General features: G+C 30.4%; 24 protein-coding genes and 2 tRNA genes. 12 read left to right on the forward strand and 14 right to left on the reverse strand.

Translation table 11 applies throughout. The features are described from left to right. The first annotated feature begins 13 nt into the window (after positions 1-13). Positions 14-820 carry a precorrin-3B C(17)-methyltransferase gene (gene cobJ, locus OEW78_RS01865; RefSeq protein WP_300323215.1) on the forward strand — a complete coding sequence of 269 codons (807 nt, stop codon included), beginning with the start codon at positions 14-16 and terminating at the stop codon, positions 818-820. Here the strand turns inward: cobJ and OEW78_RS01870 are convergent. Then, positions 804-1,850, reverse strand: coding sequence for a tyrosine--tRNA ligase (locus tag OEW78_RS01870; RefSeq protein WP_300323217.1), 1,047 nt, complete (start codon positions 1,848-1,850; stop codon positions 804-806). The two genes, cobJ and OEW78_RS01870, sit on opposite strands and share 17 nt — an antisense overlap. Before the next feature lie 94 nt (positions 1,851-1,944). Between OEW78_RS01870 and OEW78_RS01875 the strand changes: the two genes are divergently transcribed. After that, complete coding sequence (locus tag OEW78_RS01875) at positions 1,945-2,154, forward strand: hypothetical protein (RefSeq protein ID WP_300323219.1); 210 nt, start codon at positions 1,945-1,947, stop codon at positions 2,152-2,154. 3 nt (positions 2,155-2,157) lie between these two features. On the opposite strand, the gene OEW78_RS01880 is transcribed toward OEW78_RS01875, so the two are convergent. Both OEW78_RS01880 and OEW78_RS01885 read right to left on the reverse strand, forming a co-directional pair. Beyond that, complete coding sequence (locus tag OEW78_RS01880; protein ID WP_014966018.1) at positions 2,158-2,346, reverse strand: C2H2-type zinc finger protein; 189 nt, start codon at positions 2,344-2,346, stop codon at positions 2,158-2,160. A gap of 67 nt (positions 2,347-2,413) precedes the next feature. Next, positions 2,414-2,986 carry a hypothetical protein gene (locus OEW78_RS01885; protein WP_300323224.1) on the reverse strand — a complete coding sequence of 191 codons (573 nt, stop codon included), beginning with the start codon at positions 2,984-2,986 and terminating at the stop codon, positions 2,414-2,416. 79 nt (positions 2,987-3,065) lie between these two features. Between OEW78_RS01885 and OEW78_RS01890 the strand changes: the two genes are divergently transcribed. Then, complete coding sequence (locus tag OEW78_RS01890) at positions 3,066-4,151, forward strand: DegT/DnrJ/EryC1/StrS family aminotransferase (protein WP_300323227.1); 1,086 nt, start codon at positions 3,066-3,068, stop codon at positions 4,149-4,151. Continuing rightward, on the forward strand, positions 4,148-4,552 hold the full coding sequence (locus OEW78_RS01895; RefSeq protein ID WP_300323230.1) for a tetrahydromethanopterin S-methyltransferase subunit A: 405 nt from the start codon (positions 4,148-4,150) through the stop codon (positions 4,550-4,552). The genes OEW78_RS01890 and OEW78_RS01895 overlap by 4 nt, the downstream gene beginning before the upstream one ends. A 61-nt stretch (positions 4,553-4,613) precedes the next feature. On the opposite strand, the gene OEW78_RS01900 is transcribed toward OEW78_RS01895, so the two are convergent. Genes OEW78_RS01900 through OEW78_RS01910 form a run of 3 tightly spaced genes read right to left on the reverse strand, consistent with a single transcriptional unit; the run spans position 4,614 to position 6,358 of the window. Next, the gene (locus OEW78_RS01900) at positions 4,614-4,964 is read right to left on the reverse strand and encodes a dUTPase (protein ID WP_300323233.1); all 351 of its coding nucleotides are present in this window, start codon (positions 4,962-4,964) and stop codon (positions 4,614-4,616) included. A gap of 39 nt (positions 4,965-5,003) precedes the next feature. Beyond that, positions 5,004-5,897 carry a PfkB family carbohydrate kinase gene (locus tag OEW78_RS01905; protein WP_300323235.1) on the reverse strand — a complete coding sequence of 298 codons (894 nt, stop codon included), beginning with the start codon at positions 5,895-5,897 and terminating at the stop codon, positions 5,004-5,006. Between the two features lie 11 nt (positions 5,898-5,908). Next, positions 5,909-6,358: a hypothetical protein gene (locus OEW78_RS01910; RefSeq protein WP_300323238.1), complete on the reverse strand. Its 450-nt coding sequence runs from the start codon at positions 6,356-6,358 to the stop codon at positions 5,909-5,911. A gap of 131 nt (positions 6,359-6,489) precedes the next feature. On the opposite strand from OEW78_RS01910, the gene OEW78_RS01915 reads away from it, so the two are divergent. Then, positions 6,490-6,978 carry a hypothetical protein gene (locus OEW78_RS01915; RefSeq protein ID WP_300323241.1) on the forward strand — a complete coding sequence of 163 codons (489 nt, stop codon included), beginning with the start codon at positions 6,490-6,492 and terminating at the stop codon, positions 6,976-6,978. Here OEW78_RS01915 and OEW78_RS01920 read toward each other — a convergent pair. Beyond that, entirely contained in the window at positions 6,971-7,162 is a 192-nt protein-coding gene (locus OEW78_RS01920) for a hypothetical protein (protein ID WP_300323244.1), read from the reverse strand. The two genes, OEW78_RS01915 and OEW78_RS01920, sit on opposite strands and share 8 nt — an antisense overlap. 48 nt (positions 7,163-7,210) lie before the next feature. On the opposite strand from OEW78_RS01920, the gene OEW78_RS01925 reads away from it, so the two are divergent. Continuing rightward, positions 7,211-7,366, forward strand: coding sequence for a hypothetical protein (locus tag OEW78_RS01925; protein WP_300323247.1), 156 nt, complete (start codon positions 7,211-7,213; stop codon positions 7,364-7,366). Here OEW78_RS01925 and OEW78_RS01930 read toward each other — a convergent pair. Next, a complete protein-coding gene (locus OEW78_RS01930; protein ID WP_300323250.1) occupies positions 7,353-8,249 on the reverse strand; it encodes a hypothetical protein in 897 nt (298 codons plus the stop codon). The genes OEW78_RS01925 and OEW78_RS01930 overlap by 14 nt on opposite strands. Beyond that, a complete protein-coding gene (locus tag OEW78_RS01935; protein WP_300323253.1) occupies positions 8,250-8,726 on the reverse strand; it encodes a peptidylprolyl isomerase in 477 nt (158 codons plus the stop codon). 244 nt (positions 8,727-8,970) lie between these two features. On the opposite strand from OEW78_RS01935, the gene OEW78_RS01940 reads away from it, so the two are divergent. Then, entirely contained in the window at positions 8,971-9,201 is a 231-nt protein-coding gene (locus OEW78_RS01940) for a hypothetical protein (protein WP_300323256.1), read from the forward strand. Between the two features lie 82 nt (positions 9,202-9,283). Next, positions 9,284-9,757: a hypothetical protein gene (locus OEW78_RS01945; RefSeq protein WP_300323259.1), complete on the forward strand. Its 474-nt coding sequence runs from the start codon at positions 9,284-9,286 to the stop codon at positions 9,755-9,757. Positions 9,758-10,323: 566 nt separating this feature from the next. Here the strand turns inward: OEW78_RS01945 and OEW78_RS01950 are convergent. From OEW78_RS01950 to bluB, 3 genes are all read right to left on the reverse strand, one after another. Continuing rightward, positions 10,324-10,854 carry an NADPH-dependent FMN reductase gene (locus OEW78_RS01950; RefSeq protein WP_300323262.1) on the reverse strand — a complete coding sequence of 177 codons (531 nt, stop codon included), beginning with the start codon at positions 10,852-10,854 and terminating at the stop codon, positions 10,324-10,326. Positions 10,855-10,906: 52 nt separating this feature from the next. After that, a tRNA-Arg gene (locus tag OEW78_RS01955) sits at positions 10,907-10,999 on the reverse strand. Positions 11,000-11,023: 24 nt separating this feature from the next. Next, positions 11,024-11,734, reverse strand: coding sequence for a 5,6-dimethylbenzimidazole synthase (bluB, locus tag OEW78_RS01960; RefSeq protein WP_300323265.1), 711 nt, complete (start codon positions 11,732-11,734; stop codon positions 11,024-11,026). A gap of 69 nt (positions 11,735-11,803) precedes the next feature. Between bluB and OEW78_RS01965 the strand changes: the two genes are divergently transcribed. Further along, a tRNA-Val gene (locus OEW78_RS01965) sits at positions 11,804-11,877 on the forward strand. A gap of 8 nt (positions 11,878-11,885) precedes the next feature. On the opposite strand, the gene OEW78_RS01970 is transcribed toward OEW78_RS01965, so the two are convergent. Further along, positions 11,886-12,362, reverse strand: coding sequence for a hypothetical protein (locus OEW78_RS01970; protein ID WP_300323268.1), 477 nt, complete (start codon positions 12,360-12,362; stop codon positions 11,886-11,888). A gap of 99 nt (positions 12,363-12,461) precedes the next feature. Here OEW78_RS01970 and OEW78_RS01975 point away from each other — a divergent pair, with 99 nt between their 5' ends. After that, on the forward strand, positions 12,462-12,959 hold the full coding sequence (locus OEW78_RS01975; protein ID WP_300323271.1) for a CopD family protein: 498 nt from the start codon (positions 12,462-12,464) through the stop codon (positions 12,957-12,959). Here OEW78_RS01975 and rtcA read toward each other — a convergent pair. Further along, positions 12,936-13,961, reverse strand: coding sequence for an RNA 3'-terminal phosphate cyclase (rtcA, locus tag OEW78_RS01980; RefSeq protein ID WP_300323274.1), 1,026 nt, complete (start codon positions 13,959-13,961; stop codon positions 12,936-12,938). The genes OEW78_RS01975 and rtcA overlap by 24 nt on opposite strands. 61 nt (positions 13,962-14,022) lie before the next feature. Here rtcA and OEW78_RS01985 point away from each other — a divergent pair, with 61 nt between their 5' ends. After that, entirely contained in the window at positions 14,023-14,517 is a 495-nt protein-coding gene (locus tag OEW78_RS01985) for a nicotinamide-nucleotide adenylyltransferase (protein WP_300323278.1), read from the forward strand. A gap of 39 nt (positions 14,518-14,556) precedes the next feature. Then, positions 14,557-15,702, forward strand: coding sequence for an alanine--glyoxylate aminotransferase family protein (locus OEW78_RS01990; protein WP_300323281.1), 1,146 nt, complete (start codon positions 14,557-14,559; stop codon positions 15,700-15,702). The last annotated feature ends 133 nt before the right edge of the window (positions 15,703-15,835 follow it).

Consider the following 15,835-nt stretch of genomic DNA (forward strand, 5'->3'; position numbering starts at 1 on the left):
ATTTCTTTTAAAATTGACTGGTAAACTCTACATTGTTGGTGTCGGACCAGGACATCATGATCATATGACATTTAGAGCAAAACAAGTGATCGGTGAAAGTGACACAATTGTAGGATATGAAACTTATGTAAATTTAGTCCAAGATCTAATTAAAGGAAAAACTGTTCATCGTTATGCTATGACACAAGAAGTTGAAAGAGCTCATCAGTGTATTGATCTTGCCAAATCTGGAAAAATAGTTTCACTTGTTTCAAGTGGTGATCCTGGAATTTATGGAATGGCTGGTTTAATCTATGAAACCCTTGCTGAATCTGGATGGAGTCCTAAAGATGATCTTCAAGTTGAAATTGTCCCAGGTGTATCTGCACTTAATTCATGTGCATCAATTATTGGTTCTCCACTAATGAGTGATTTTGCAGTTGTTAGTATGAGTGATTTGTTAGTTCCATGGGAAGTAATCTCAAAAAGGGTAGAGGCAGCAGCACAAGGTGATTTTGTTATGGTCATTTACAATCCTGCAAGTAAGAAAAGAACACATCAATTACAAGATACACGAAAAGTTCTTCTAAAATATAGAAAACCCACTACTCCTGTTGCAATAATTAACGGCGCATTTAGAGAATCTCAAACTATTATAATGACTGATTTAGAGAATCTACCTAATCATTCAGATGAATTAGGCATGACTTGTACCGTAATAATTGGAAATTCATCAACATACACTTACAAAGATTTGATGATTAATCCAAGAGGTTACAAATCAAAATATAATTTAGAAGAACAAACCAATCCAATCTCAAAGTCTAAAAGCTTTTCTTGATTGCTTCGCTTAATTCATCATTTAGGTTTAATTTTTCTCTGATAGGGGAAATGACCTTTACTAAATAATTTCCAACAGTTTGTTTCAAATCTTCTGGATGTAATTTTTTTTCTACAAAATCTTTTTCGAGTTGTTTGTAATTTGTATATGATACATTACCGCCAAATTTTTCTGGCCTTTCAACTTTAATTTCATCAAATTCATGAAAAATTACTGTTTTTGAAATTTCTAATAGTGGGTTATTTTCTATATTTGCCTCTTCACACCACGCCTTACTGATTTTTTTCGTTATTTCATCATCAGTATTATGTACAAAAATGCCTGAATTTGGATCTGATTTACTCATTTTGCCCAATATTTTATCGTCATTTGAATCTGCAGGCTTTGAAAGTCCTGGAAGTAATTTATGATGAACAGCAACTGGAACCTTCCATTTCATTTTTGGAAAAATTTCTCTTACAAGCATGTGGATTTTCCTTTGATCCATTCCAGCATGTGCAATATCTACATCTAAAGAATGAATATCCACTGCTTGCATTGCAGGATAAAGTAACTTTGCAACATCAATTTTTTTATCATCTTCTGATCTTCCCATTATTGTTAAAGTTCTCATTGTTCTTGCAATTGACATATGTTTAGTAAATTTAACAAGATCAGACCAGTATTCTGTTTTGTCTTCATATAATTTTGAACCTAATACAATTTCAGCATCAGGACAAACTAATTTGAATGCATCTTGATAATATTTTGAGACTTTTGCAATTGTTTCCCAATCTCCACCCAGTTTGTCATTTATCAGAGTATGCCAATCAGCAAGAAAGATTTTACATTTTACACCAGCCTTGACAAAATCATTGACTTTGAATCCAGTACTTATTAGACTGCCAAGATGTAAAAAACCAGAAATTTCTAAACCAATATAGTGATTTGGAGATGAATTTGTTTTGAATAATTCAATTAATTCTTCCTGTGTTACTATTTCTTCTGTTGGTGGTCTTTGAATCAAATTTACTTTTTCTATAATGTCCAAATCAAAACAACTTTTGAGAATAAACGTATAAAGTTATTCAAAAATTTAATTTGAACTTGGAAGCTTTGAATATAGGATAATCCCTTTATTATTTATGACTCTAGAAGAAGGATTAGAATTAATTGAAAATTACAAAAAGGCCCTAAAGAAATTTTTGGAAACATTACCTGAACAATCAGTTCAATTAGGCTCAGAAATGATCCAAACATTATCAATGAATTCTAAAAATGAAATTGCAAACTTAGAAGCAATTGAAAAAGCACTCAAGCAACAACCAAAATATCAATCTGGATTGTCTGAATAATTTTTACTTGCAATTTTTTTTGTGCTTTCGCAAATCTTCTGAATAATCAAATTCAGTTCCACATACTCTACATTTCTCCTTTTTCTTGTTATGGGCTTTTTCTTGGTGTTTTTTTAATCTCTCAGAATCAGGAAGAACCGTTCCACACTTTTTACATTTTAATTCATTTTTGTTTGAACCAAATAATCCCATGATAAAGACATCTAAACATACTAGAAATAGTTTTTTTGTAAGATTTATCTAAAAATTTACTATTGATTCAAATTTCTGCTTCATTTAGAGTTTTTCTAGGTTTTGTGCTTAGATAGAATGCATGAGTACTAATTATGAATGCTGCAAGAAACATTTTGATAGCAAAAATTGTATTCCATGGACGTTCAGGATCTGGATATGCAATTGATAATCTGTCAATATCAGGAAGTACTCCATCAACAATTCCTCCAGAGATTTGAGCAGTTAATACTGTAGAATTGTACAATACCTCAAACAAAGTGATTATTGCAAAACCTAGTAACATCAATTGTAATAATGCCATTTTTACACCTACAATTTTATTTCCTGCGGTTCTTTTCCATCCAATTCTTGAAACACAATACCATCCAATGATTGTAGAGAAAAATATCCAAGTTGTCACTCTTGCAAAATTTTCAAACGGAATAGTTGTATTGTGAATTGCTTCACCCATAACATAAGTTCCATTTTCAATCCATTCTATCATGGTAACATATACTCCAAAAATCAGCGATGACGCCATTATGAATCCACAAATATAGAAAATATACAAATAAACTTTGTAGCCTGTATCTGATTTTTCAAGATGTCGTGGTTTCATTATGCGGTTTGCCAAATTTTGAAATATAAAAATTCATGTTTCATTATTGAGATTTATAGACTAGTTATTAACAGAAATAATGTTGAAAATTCCAATTAATGTTCCTCTAATAGGCAAAGAAGAAATATCTGCAGTTACATCTATTCTAAAAAATGGTGCTTTAACATCAGCTTCAAATCAAGGTGGAAAAAATGTTCAAAATTTTGAAAAATCTGTAGCATCTTTTGTAAAATCAAAATATGTAATTGCAGTAAATTCTGGGACTTCTGCTTTACAGGCTGCACTTTATGCATTGGATATAAAAAATGGAGATGAAGTTTTAGTTCCTTCGTTTACATTTGTAGCAACTGCAAATGCAGTTATTTCAACAGGGGCAAAACCTATTTTTGTTGATATTTTGAAAGAAAACTATACTATTGATCCATATGAACTAGAAAAAAAAATTACAAAAAAAACCCGTGCAATCATTCCTGTTCATCTTTACGGAAATATGGCTGATGTAGATAGATTAAATGAAATTTCTAAAAAATATAATATTCCAATCATTGAAGATTCTGCTCAATCTTTAGGTAGTATGTATAAAGGAAAACATTCTGGTACTTTTTTTGAAATGGGATGTTACAGCATGTATCCTGCAAAGGTAATGACAGCAGGTGAAGGTGGGTTTGTTGTAACTGATAATAAAAAACTCAAAGATAGATTATTGATGATTAGAAATCACGGAATGATTCATGGGTATGATACTAAGATATTTGGATTAAATTTAAGATTACCCGAAATTAATGCTGCAATTGCAACTGTACAAATGAAAAAACTTCCTAACTTTTTAAAAATCAGAAAACAAAATGCCGAATTATTAACAAGATTACTTTCTGATCTTAAAATTACATTACCTCGTCAACGAAAAAATGAAAATGTAAATTGGTATCTTTACACAATTGCCCTTGAGAAACGCGATAAACTTTTGAAAAAACTAAATGAAAAAGGAATAGGTGCTGCATCGTATTATCCTACACCTGTTCACAAGACACCATTTTACAAACTTGATACAAAACTTCCTGTTACTGATTGGGCATCATCACATGTCCTTTCATTACCAATTCATCCAAAAGTTACTCAAAAAAACATTGAATTTATTGCTAAAACTATTCGTGATATTTTGTGAATGCTATAGGTGAAGCAATTGGAGAACTTTGTAAGGTAATTTTACCAATCCATGAGGACTATTATCTTGGAAATCCAAATTCCGCAATAGCAGTTTGTACACTTTCAAGCATGAATTTGCTCAAAAGCTTTGCAAATCCTGAAATTCTAAATAAAATATCAATAGTGGGACGACTACTTTCCGAAAATAAAGGAATTGATTCTATAATCAAACATGTAAACAAAAATTCTCAAATAGACACAATCGTTGTTTGTGGAAAAGAAGTTTGGGGGCATAGATCTGGTCATTCTTTATTTGAATTACACAAAAATGGAATTGATCAAAAAAATCGAATAATTAATTCCATCAGTCCTGATCCGTATCTAACAGTGTCAAAATCAGAAATTTTCAACAAAATGTAAATCTTGTAAATTTGATTAATGAGACTAGATTTGAATCAATCTTAAAAAAATCCAGAATTTTTTAATATCCATTTCGCTGTCTTTTACGATTAATCTCATTTTTCTTTTTGTACTCTTCTAAAATATCATCAGGAGTTAATTTCAACTCTAATGATGCTTGTACAACAAAATGCCAAATATCAATTAACTCTTCTCTTGCTTCTACTTCATCAAATTCAATTGGAGTTTTCCACCATTTCCAGTTTGTTGTACGTTGCAATTCAATTGCTTCATGCATAATGGCTGTACATAAAGCAGAAATTCTTCCTTCAGAATCTTTTGGATATCTATCTAACTTCATCATTTCTGAAAGACCTTTTTGAAGTTTGAAAATTGTCTCTAGTCGATCTTTTTCTGATGTTGTATGGGACAATGGTAAATTGATTTGATAAATTATTGAACTTAAGTCTTTTTAGAATCTAATCATCTTTTCATAAATTTTGACACGTTTTGTAATGTCAGCATTTTTAATTTTCAACAATCCATCCAAGCCATATTTTTCAACTGCAAATGAACCTAAAACATTTCCATATACTACAGCTTTTTTAATATCTGATAATTTCGTAGATTTTTTACTTGCAAGATAACCTATCATTGCCCCTGCAAAAGAATCTCCTGCTCCAGTCGGATCTACCACATCCTCTAATGAAAACCCTGCAGTCGGAAAAATTACATCATCATAAAACATCAAGGAACCATGTTCTCCTTTCTTAATTATAACATATTTTGCTCCCCATTGCATGATTTTTTTAGCACACTTTATCAAATTGAATTCTTTTGTTAGAAGTTTAGCTTCCTCATCATTGATTACGACTGCATCAACTGCCTTGATCATTTTTATCACTGCATCGCGTTTAGTGGATATCCAAAAATCAATTGTATCACACATAGAAAATCTCACTTTATCAAATTCTCTAATCAATTTGGTATTTTGTTCTGGATCATTATTTGCAAGATATACAAACTGAGATTTTTTATAAGCTTCTGGCACTGTTGCTTTAAAATCTTCAAGTACATTTAGTTCAGTTTTTAAAGTTGATCTTGTACTTAGTGTATTGTCATATTTTCCATCATAACGAAATGTTTTACCTTCCTTGATGGTCAATCCTTGCAAATCAAGGTATTCCGATAAAATTTCATGATGTGTTTTGGGAAAATCTTTTCCAACCACTGCAATTAATCCTGTATCTACAAAATTACTAGCTGAAATAGCTGCAAATGTAGCAGCTCCGCCTAAAACGTTTTTGAGTGTTTTTTTTGGGGTTCTAATGGTATCTAATGCTGTAGATCCAAAAACAGTAAGCATTAAATGAAAAATTAATTTTGATGTATAAATTCTCTTGTTTGTTCTTCTGTTGGATAGTACACAAATGGAATATCAATTGATGTAACTACCATATCATATTTTGTTATACCCGAAATTCTAATTGATTTGGATTCATCTGAATTTGCATCTGTATGGAATGTACCTTTGACATAACTATTGTCTAATGGTTGTAAAGAAAATGATTCCAAGTTACCCTTTCCAATAATTTCATCATTAGAAATTATAAAAAATTCAGTTTCTCCAGCTGTTAAAATCAATAATGAAGGGTTTTCAAATCTTAACTCTACATTATAGTTTGATCCTTTTTCATCTTTACTTGATAATTCACTTTGACTAATACTCACTCCTATTTGTGAAACAAATGCATATTGTGAATAACTAAAAATACTAATTGCTAATACAAATAAAACAATAATTCCTGTTTTTTTGGATGATTTCATGACTAGTTTTAACAAATTTACTTTTTAACCAAAAACGAAAAAAATCCCAATAAATTGTGTAAAAGTTTTGATCTAATCTTAAACCTCCTTAAAGCTAACAGAATAAATCAAAATTATACAATAATTTGGTATTGGCTAGAATTAAACTGAAAATAGGTGAAAACGAAATCGAGGTAGATTCTAGAGATTTCTATGTTGATAATCAAACATTAGGTGAAATCATTGATGATATTTCTAATCATTTACCTGAAAATCAGGCAAAAATGGTATATGAAACTGAAGATACTCAAAAACCAACTTACGTTGAACAATCTGAAGTTCCATTTGGCTTAGAATACCTTGATGATGCCGAAGCTTACGAACCAGAATTCAACGAACCAAAATACATAGCTTCACATGAAATTAAATCAAAATTACGAATTTTAGAAACAAGTAGATTTTTTGATTCTCCTAGAACAGTTACTGAAACTGTTCAACAACTTAGAGAATATGGCTGGGCTACTAGTCCTTTAGACGTGTCAAAAGTATTAGCAAAAATGGCATCTAACAAAGAAATCTTGAAAAACTCTGAAGAAAATAGAATTCATTATTTTGTTCAAGAATCATTAATGACTAACTAGAAGAATAATCACACTTTTTGCAAGTAAGAAAAATTTCTCCATCTAAATGATCAAAATGTGCATTACATTTTTTGCAGGTGTGATGCATATCATAATATCCATCTTCCTCAATTTCTCCAATTCTATTTGATTCTAGATCTGTACTTTTACACTTTATACAATGACAACCACATTCAATTTTCATGACTATTCTCCGACAATGTATGTATACATGAATTGACTATACAAATCATTGGAAAAGAAAAGAGAGATCCCAATAGAAATCGATGATCATTTCAAACTCTTTGGCAAGGAACCATGGGAAGTAGATTATGGTGAAAAATGTGTTATTTGTAACGTTAGGATTGATGAATATGGTTTTTGTTCTTGTGGTTCTAGTGGAGACTAAATTTTCTTACTAAAGGAATAATCATTACCATCAAAAATCCAATAGCTATGGGTGCAAATATTGGAAATTCAGGTATTACCGTTGTACCTATAATTGTTATTTTACCTGTACTATCTGGTTTCATGTTAATCCAAACATGTGTTCCATTATTGACATATTCATGAAAATAAGTTTTCTCATCATTCAAAAATACCTCATATGGTCCCCACAATAATTCTAGAGGTACCACGGTTGTAACAAATCTATTTTCGTTATTTATTTTGAAACTAATTTCTTTGTTATGTTGGCTAAAATTAAAATCACTTATTTCTGCCAATGTCTTAACCTCAACTGCAAATTTCATATTTTCCCAATTTATATATTCTATATTTTTTGGTTCATCTATAGAATATTCCAAAATCATTTGACATCCATGACAAGCAAATCCTTTTTTGTCATCTAGGTAAACTGGCCTTTCATTAACAAAAATTAGATCAACTCTTTCTGGAATAATAAAAGATGTTTTTTCAAGATATCTAAAATCCCATGTCCATACATCATCTATCTTAGAAAGTGCATCTTCAAGTTCGTATTCTATAATCAATTTTTCACTTGATGGTTGAAGTAATAGCATGGTGTTATCTGCATTTGTAGAAAAAAGCTCTTCTTCTCCTTGGTTATTTAATACTGAAATATTTGAAACAGTCCCAGAAATCAATTCAAGATCTACTGGCAAATTTGATGCACGGGTTATGTGTTTGACATGAACCTTTCCATCTTGAGAAATTGAAATCTTGACTAGTTCTTGTCTAGCTTTTTCACCCATTGAAATCTGAGCATCTGCCAGTGGAACTAATGATATAATTGTTAAAATCACTAAAAGACTACAAATCTTTGTATTCATTTATTCCACAGTAATATGAATCATTATTGCTTTTTCTAGTGGACAATCATTACTATCTCTATCTAGATTAACAATTTTATCTGCAACATCCATTCCTTGGGTTACTTCTCCAAATACAGTATATTGTCTATCTAGAAATACACTATCAGAAGTAACAATGAAAAATTGTGAACCTGCACTATCTGGATCTTGTGATCTAGCCATAGAAACTATGCCTCGCAAATGTGATCTTGAATTAAATTCGGCCTTGATACTATATCCTGGTCCGCCCATTCCCCATGAACCTTTGTTATCTGTCTTTGTATTAGGATCGCCTCCCTGAATCATAAATCCTGGAATAACTCTATGAAAAAGTGTCCCATCATAAAATCCATCTTTAGCTAATTTCTCAAAATTTCTTACAGTTTCTGGAGCTAATTCAGGAAGAAGTTTAAATGAAATGTTTCCCAATTTAGTTTCAATATTTACTGTAGCCATTAGGATGAATCGACAAACACATCTTAATAGTCTTTTGCGAATCTAGTTTTGAATATTACTTCAGATGTTTTAACAATATTGAAAAATTTATAATAATTAATACGTTTTTCGTTAGAAAATTTATTGTTATAGACTAGAAATTTCTGATTCATAATTATATCAAAAATCTGAATGAGTAAGATGTAACAATTTTAAAATTTCAAAAGTTATAGTGTTATATAGAACAATTAAAATTTAGAATTCGTTGAATCGTACAAACCAAAGCACGATAATTAAAGAAGCGATTAATTCTTATCTTGACAAAGGAGTAACCGACAAACAGGATATCTACACCAAAGTCGTTGATGAACTTGGCGTTCCAAGACCAACCGTAAGAAGAGTTGCAAGAGATCTAAGAACCGAACTATTGCAAAAAATTCAAATCTTACAATCAGATATGCCAAAAGCAACTGCTACCCCTGAAGAAGACGAATAAACTCGGCTCTTTTTTCTTTTTAATTATATTATTTTCTGATTTTTAGCATTACTGTTATAAATAATGAGATTTTCAAATAATCATGGGATACTTGGGTAACCATTTAGCAACAATCGTAACTGGAGTATTTGCAGCTATATTGACAGCATTATGGCCATATTTTGTTGACTTTGCACCAATACTAAACTTTGTCTTCATTATGGCAGTACCAATAACATGGTTCTTGACTTTTACTTGCTGGATCTCCCAGAAGAGTACTGATTACATGCATAGACACGCTCCATTACATTCTGAAAAAAAAAGCTTGAGTAATACTCAAACTATTCAAACTACGTCGACTTCACAAGTAAATCTTTTAGAAATTAAACATATTCAAGATGAATTGCTACTTGAATTAAACAATGTAAAAGAATCAGTTAAACTCAAAGATAGTGAGATTGAAAGATTAAATCAAGAAATTTCTAATCTTGAAACTCTTGTACAAATTGAATCACTAAAAACTGAACTAGCTAATCTCAAAATGTTGGCTTCTGGAAAAAAAACCAAGAGTAAATAATCTAATCTTTACAGTTACAACAAATTTCTCCATGATTATTTTTACAACTTGGACAACTAACAGCTCCACCAAAATGGCATTTACATGAACATAATTCAGTAGGATCTTTTTTTACACTCATTAATACAAATTCTATTTGATGTTAGTATTTGACTTTTACACATTAAACAATGATAAATTGTAACAAATCTTTAATTCCAAATTAGTAACATGATTTTTAATGTGAAACATTTTGTTGAAAACATATCAATTATTATTTGACAACTTTTTACATTTTATTTTCTTACTGAATTAATTATCATAATTTTAGATAATTGATTTCATATCAATTGATTCTCTAAATATATCTCAAATATATAATAAATTTTGAAAAGAATTCATTAATAATTATGCAAAACCATAATCCATTTTTTTGTAATGATATATTTAAGTTTGAAAAATCATGCATTGTATACTATAGAAAATGACAATAATTTTTGAATAAATTTACAGTACTTGGCTTGATCAAGGAAAATTGAGATCAAACTAGATATGGTTATCATATAAAATACTAAATTATAATTGAATTAATTTTGATGTAATTTGGAAGCAATCTCTAATGTCTCATCTACCATTTCTTTTAATCTATTTCGAGTATCATTATCTGTAATAGAATTTTCTGATACAGATTCAGTGGTTAGAAACACGGCTTTAGGATTTGTTATTACTCTAAAATATGACAATAATTGTGTGATCAATGTTTGAACATTAGTAAAACCAATATTTCCAGCAGCCAAGATTGTGATTCCCGCAACCTTTCCTGAAGTTTTTTTATAATCAATATATTCAAACAGATTTTTTAATGCTGAACTAAAAAATGAATTATAAATTGGTGATCCTATTAACCATACATCTGCATCCATAATATCTCTTGCAGCAGTTTTTGTTGTTTCATTATATTGTATGTCTAGGCCTCTATAGTATTCAATTTGACCTTCTGAAAGATTGATAAATTTTGTCTCTTGATGTTTTGATTTAGTATATTCAAAAACATATTTCATTAACACTTGTGTATTTGCATTTTTTCTTGGACTTCCAGAGATAACTACAATTTTCATAACATTAACCGTTTGTCTTTGTATTTAAATTTCTAAAAATTTTAAACTTAAACGGGCTTGGAGGGCTTCGATCCCTCGACCTGTAACTTAGGAGGCTACTGCGCTATCCATGTTGCGCGTCAAATTGACTCTGCGCTACAAGCCCAGCAAAAAAAACATTCTTAATTATTTAAGCGTAATCAAGATTCTCTTTGATCATGTTTTGAATTTTTCCCCAATCTTTGTTTTCTTTATCATTCCATTTTTCAAAAAATACAACATCTTTCAATTCTAATCTTGGTAACCAACCTTTAGTTTCAAGATCTGGTTTTTCAGCAAACTCATCAACATATCCTAAACACAAGTATGCTACAGGAATTACATGCTCTGGTAAGTCTAAAGTTTCTTTTAATGTTTCATTTGATAGAATACTTACCCATCCAAGACCTACTCCTTCTGTTCTAGCTGACAGCCATAAATTCTGAATTGCACAACATACACTATAGAGACCAGCTTCTGGAATACTTGATCTACCAATCACAAATGGTCCAAATTTCGTAGGATCATATGTAACGCAAAGATTGATTGGAGATTCCAAAATTCCTTCTAACTTAAATGAAAGATATTTTGATCTTTTTGGTTCTTCAACTAGTTGTGATGAACGATTTTTTTCTTTCTCAAACGATTCTTTTATTTTCCTTTTTGTATCAGGATTTTTTATCAAAATAAAATTCCATGGTTGAGAAAATCCCACTGATGGTGCATGATGTGCAGCATTGAGAATTTTTGATAAAATATCATCCTCTATTGGTTTTGAGGTAAAGTGAGATCTTACATCTCTTCTTGAATAAATCGCCTTATAGAAGCCTCTTTTTTCTTCATCAGTAAAATTCTCTGTCATCTATTTTCTACCTTCTTTCTTTCTTTTGTTAAACGTTAATAATGTCAATTATCTGATTTATTTTTCAATGGGCCTGTAGTCTAGCTGGTTAGGATACCGCCTCGACATGGCGGTGATCATGAGTTCGAATCTCATTAGGCCCACTTTTTAATTAATAACCTGTCTTGAAATCTTTATCAGTTTCACTCCACGAAGTCTGTGTAGTAATTTTTCCTTCAACAAAAAAACTAACGAATCTCTCATTTATTGCATCTTCATAAAGTTCTGAATTTGTTTCAGATTTACTTAGTACAAATATATTTTTTAAAGGAATTTCAGCACCTGAATAAAATAATGCTCTTCCTGGAAGGGCAATATCTGCTGTGGAATAGATACCTTTGCCTAATAATTTTCCATCTCCATACAATTGATAATCAATTTGTGAAACTGTCAAGGTCTTGTCACTTGGATTCTTTACTAGAAATGTAACATCAAATTTTGCTTGATTATTTACTGTGTTAATTTCTTTTAATTTTACATTTGTTAATTCAATTTCAACTAGTTCTAGTCCTACGTTGTCTAAACTTGCATAATAAATAATTCCACCCATTAAAGCAAACACTCCAGCTATTGCTAGATAAACTGTCATCTTACTCTGAAGTGCCATTTTATTGATTTGAGAGTTGTACAACTAAAAAAGGTTGTCAAAATCCAAATACATAATATTTGATTCAAAACACCATAAGCTATGACTGCAATAGAACAAGCAATTATCACTTGGATTCATCTTGTTGCAGCTGCAATATGGGTAGGCGGTTCTTTATTCATTGGAATTGTATTTTCCCCTCTTTTGAAAACAATGACAAATTCTATTGAAGAAAGGATGCAAATAATGATTCGTGTTGGAAGACGATTTAACAAAATTGCTGTTCCATCATTGATTATTCTAATGATCACAGGATTGTATACTTCACATGTATTACTCAGCAAACCTGATCTTCTTGTTTCCACAAGTTATGGCGTATTTTTAATCATCAAAATCATTCTTGTAATTGCATTAATTGTTACATATGTTATTCATGTAAGAGTGATACGTAAAGATATAGAAGAAAAAATCATGTCTAATCAAATGTCAGAACCGGAAATTCAAAAATTAAGAAAAAAAATTATCATACTAGGAGAAATTACAGTAGTTTTGTCTGTTGCAATTCTCTTTTTTGCCTCATTGCTTGATGCTGGAGTCTGAAATTCCCTCAATAATTACATCATACCCATAACTTGTTTTCCCAATTCCATATTTACAACCTGTAATTTTTGATGTAACAAACAAATTTGTCTCCAAATGTTTTGTAATTTCTCTTACTTGGAAAATTGTTTTTCCATTAGCTAAACTTGCAGGAACTACTATCATATCTGCCAAATTATCATCTATAGAATAACTTTCAATAAATTTCTCAATATTCAAATCAAAATTATGTATTTTATTATTATACAATCCATCCAATCCTATTATTGATTTATCATCCGTACTATAGATTAACAATGATGCTCCTAAATCTAATGCTTCTTCTGATTTAATTTCTACATCCACAATAAAATTTGCGGCAGTTAATTTCTTTACTATTTCTTTTACTCCATTTTCAATTTCTTCTCTTATTAGTTTTGAATATGTACAAATTAATTTTACATTATTTGTTTTTCTTTTTGAAAATAATATTGGTTTAACATTAGATGGATTAATTTGTAAATTAATTTTTCCACCCCCTTTTGGATAATAACCACGTTTACATAATTCAAATGAAAATTTTATTCCCATTCTTGAATATGCATCTCTTAGAACATATTGAGTATAATCAATTGTTGGACTCCAAAGAACATCTGTACCTCCTTTAATTTTCAAATTTAGTTTTTTTTTCGAAACTGCAACTACTGGAATCAAAACTTGTAAAATTAATGGAATACTTCCAGCAGTTCCTACATCTGCTTGTAAATCTAAATTTTCAATATTACCTGGAATAAATTTTAATTCTGTTGATCCTACATCTGCTCCAATCACTTTTGCATTTACAATTTTTTGAAGTAAAGTAATTGCTGTAAGATGTTGTGGTTTTAATCCAGAAATTTTTCTATTTTTTCTAATATTTTCTATATGTATTGGTTGTTTTGTAATACATGAAAGTGAAATTGCTGAACGAATTATTTGTCCTCCCCCTTCACCATATGCTCCATTAATTTTTAAAAAATTCATATTTTTTCCTAATATCTACTCTTTATGATAGTTTTTTAAAAAGAAATTTTCTATAGTTGATATGAATGGATTATTGATAGGTAGATTCCAACCTTTCCACTTGGGTCATCTTAAAGCATTACAATTTGCATTATCAAAAGTTGATAAATTATGGGTAGGTTTAGGTAGTTCCAATAAACCAATCGACAAAAACAATCCATTTACTCCTGAACAACGAAAAGAAATGATTCTGTCCTCTATTGATGATTCAATGAAAGAGAGAATTTCAATTTATTTTATTCCAGATGTTGATAATCATATTAGATGGATTGAAAAAATAGATACTATTGTACCAAAATTTGATATAATTTTTTCAAATGATGAATTAACAAAACACCTGTATTCAAAAAGAAATATCCAAGTCATGTCAATCCCCTTTCTAAATCGAGAATCTTTATCAGGAACTAATATTCGCGATCTAATAGTAAGCGATCAAAAATGGGATAATCTTGTACCTGATGGCACTAGAAACTTTTTGAAAAATACTGGTGCCAAAGAACATTTGAAAAATCTCTAATTATAAATAAACCCCATAACAGACTGTGGTAGATAACAAATGGAATATCTTTCAATGCTTCCAGGTCCAACAAATGTACCAAATAGAGTTATGAGAGCAATGCTTGCACCTATGATTAATCATAGAAGTGATGATTTTGTCGAATTATACACTGATGCTGTTGCAAAAACTCAACAAGTATTTGAAACACAAAATGATATTGTAGCATTATCTGCATCGGGAACAGGTGCAGTAGAGGCAGGCGTTGTAAATTTAGTTAAAAAAGGTGACAAAATCATCATTCCTGTTAATGGAGAATTTAGTAATCGACTATCACAATTAATTGAAGGTCAAGGAGCGAATGTTATAAAACTTGAAACTCCACCAGGAGAAAATGCAACTTTTGATCAGGTTAAAGAAGCATTTGATAATAATAAAGATGTAAAGGCATTCTATGTTGTCCATAACGAAACTTCAACTGGAACAATGGTCAATTATCTTGACAAAGTATCTGACTTGACTTCTAGAAATGATGCATTCTATGTTGTAGATTCAGTTTCATTACTTGGCGGTGCTCCACTTCCAGTAGATAAATGGAATATTGATGTATGTATGACTGGTGCGCAAAAAGCAATTGCTGCACCTCCAGGAATTTCACCAATATCTGTTAGTGCTAAAGCCAAAAAATACATGATTGAAAATCCACCATCTACAATGTATTTCAATTTAGCAAGATACTTCAAATATTATGATGAGGAGAAACATACTCCTTTTACACCTGCACTTCCATTACTTTATGCATATAGAGAAGCATTATCTATAATATTGGAAGAAGGGCTACAAAATGTCTTTAAACGTCACAAAGTTTGTTCAGATGCATTATACACTGGATTAAGTGCAATGGGTCTCTCTCCATTTGCAAAAGAAGAAGATCGTTCAATCTCAATTGTTGCATTAAATTACTTAGATGGACTTGAAGATAAAACATTCAGAAGTACATTAGCCGATAAATTCAAAGTTTTAGTTGCAGGCGGATTTGGCAATCTTAAAGGCAAAGTATTCAGAGTTGGATGTATGGGAGAAGTTAGTCCATATCATGTAATGAGAACTATCTCTGCAATTTCAGCTACATTATCAATGATGGGATATGATATAGATGCTCAAGCAGGACTCAAAACTGCAGAAGAAAAACTAAAAGCTCTCTAAACCCTGTTAACTTAATATAAGGAAATTCGAGACCGATCACATTGACATTTGATAAAGGATCATTAATTCTAGTTGATTATACTGCAAAAGTAAAAGATACTGAAGAGATTTTTGATACCACTATTGAAGAAGA

Source organism: Candidatus Nitrosopumilus sp. (assembly GCF_029882185.1).
In the GTDB taxonomy this organism is placed as follows: domain Archaea; phylum Thermoproteota; class Nitrososphaeria; order Nitrososphaerales; family Nitrosopumilaceae; genus Nitrosopumilus.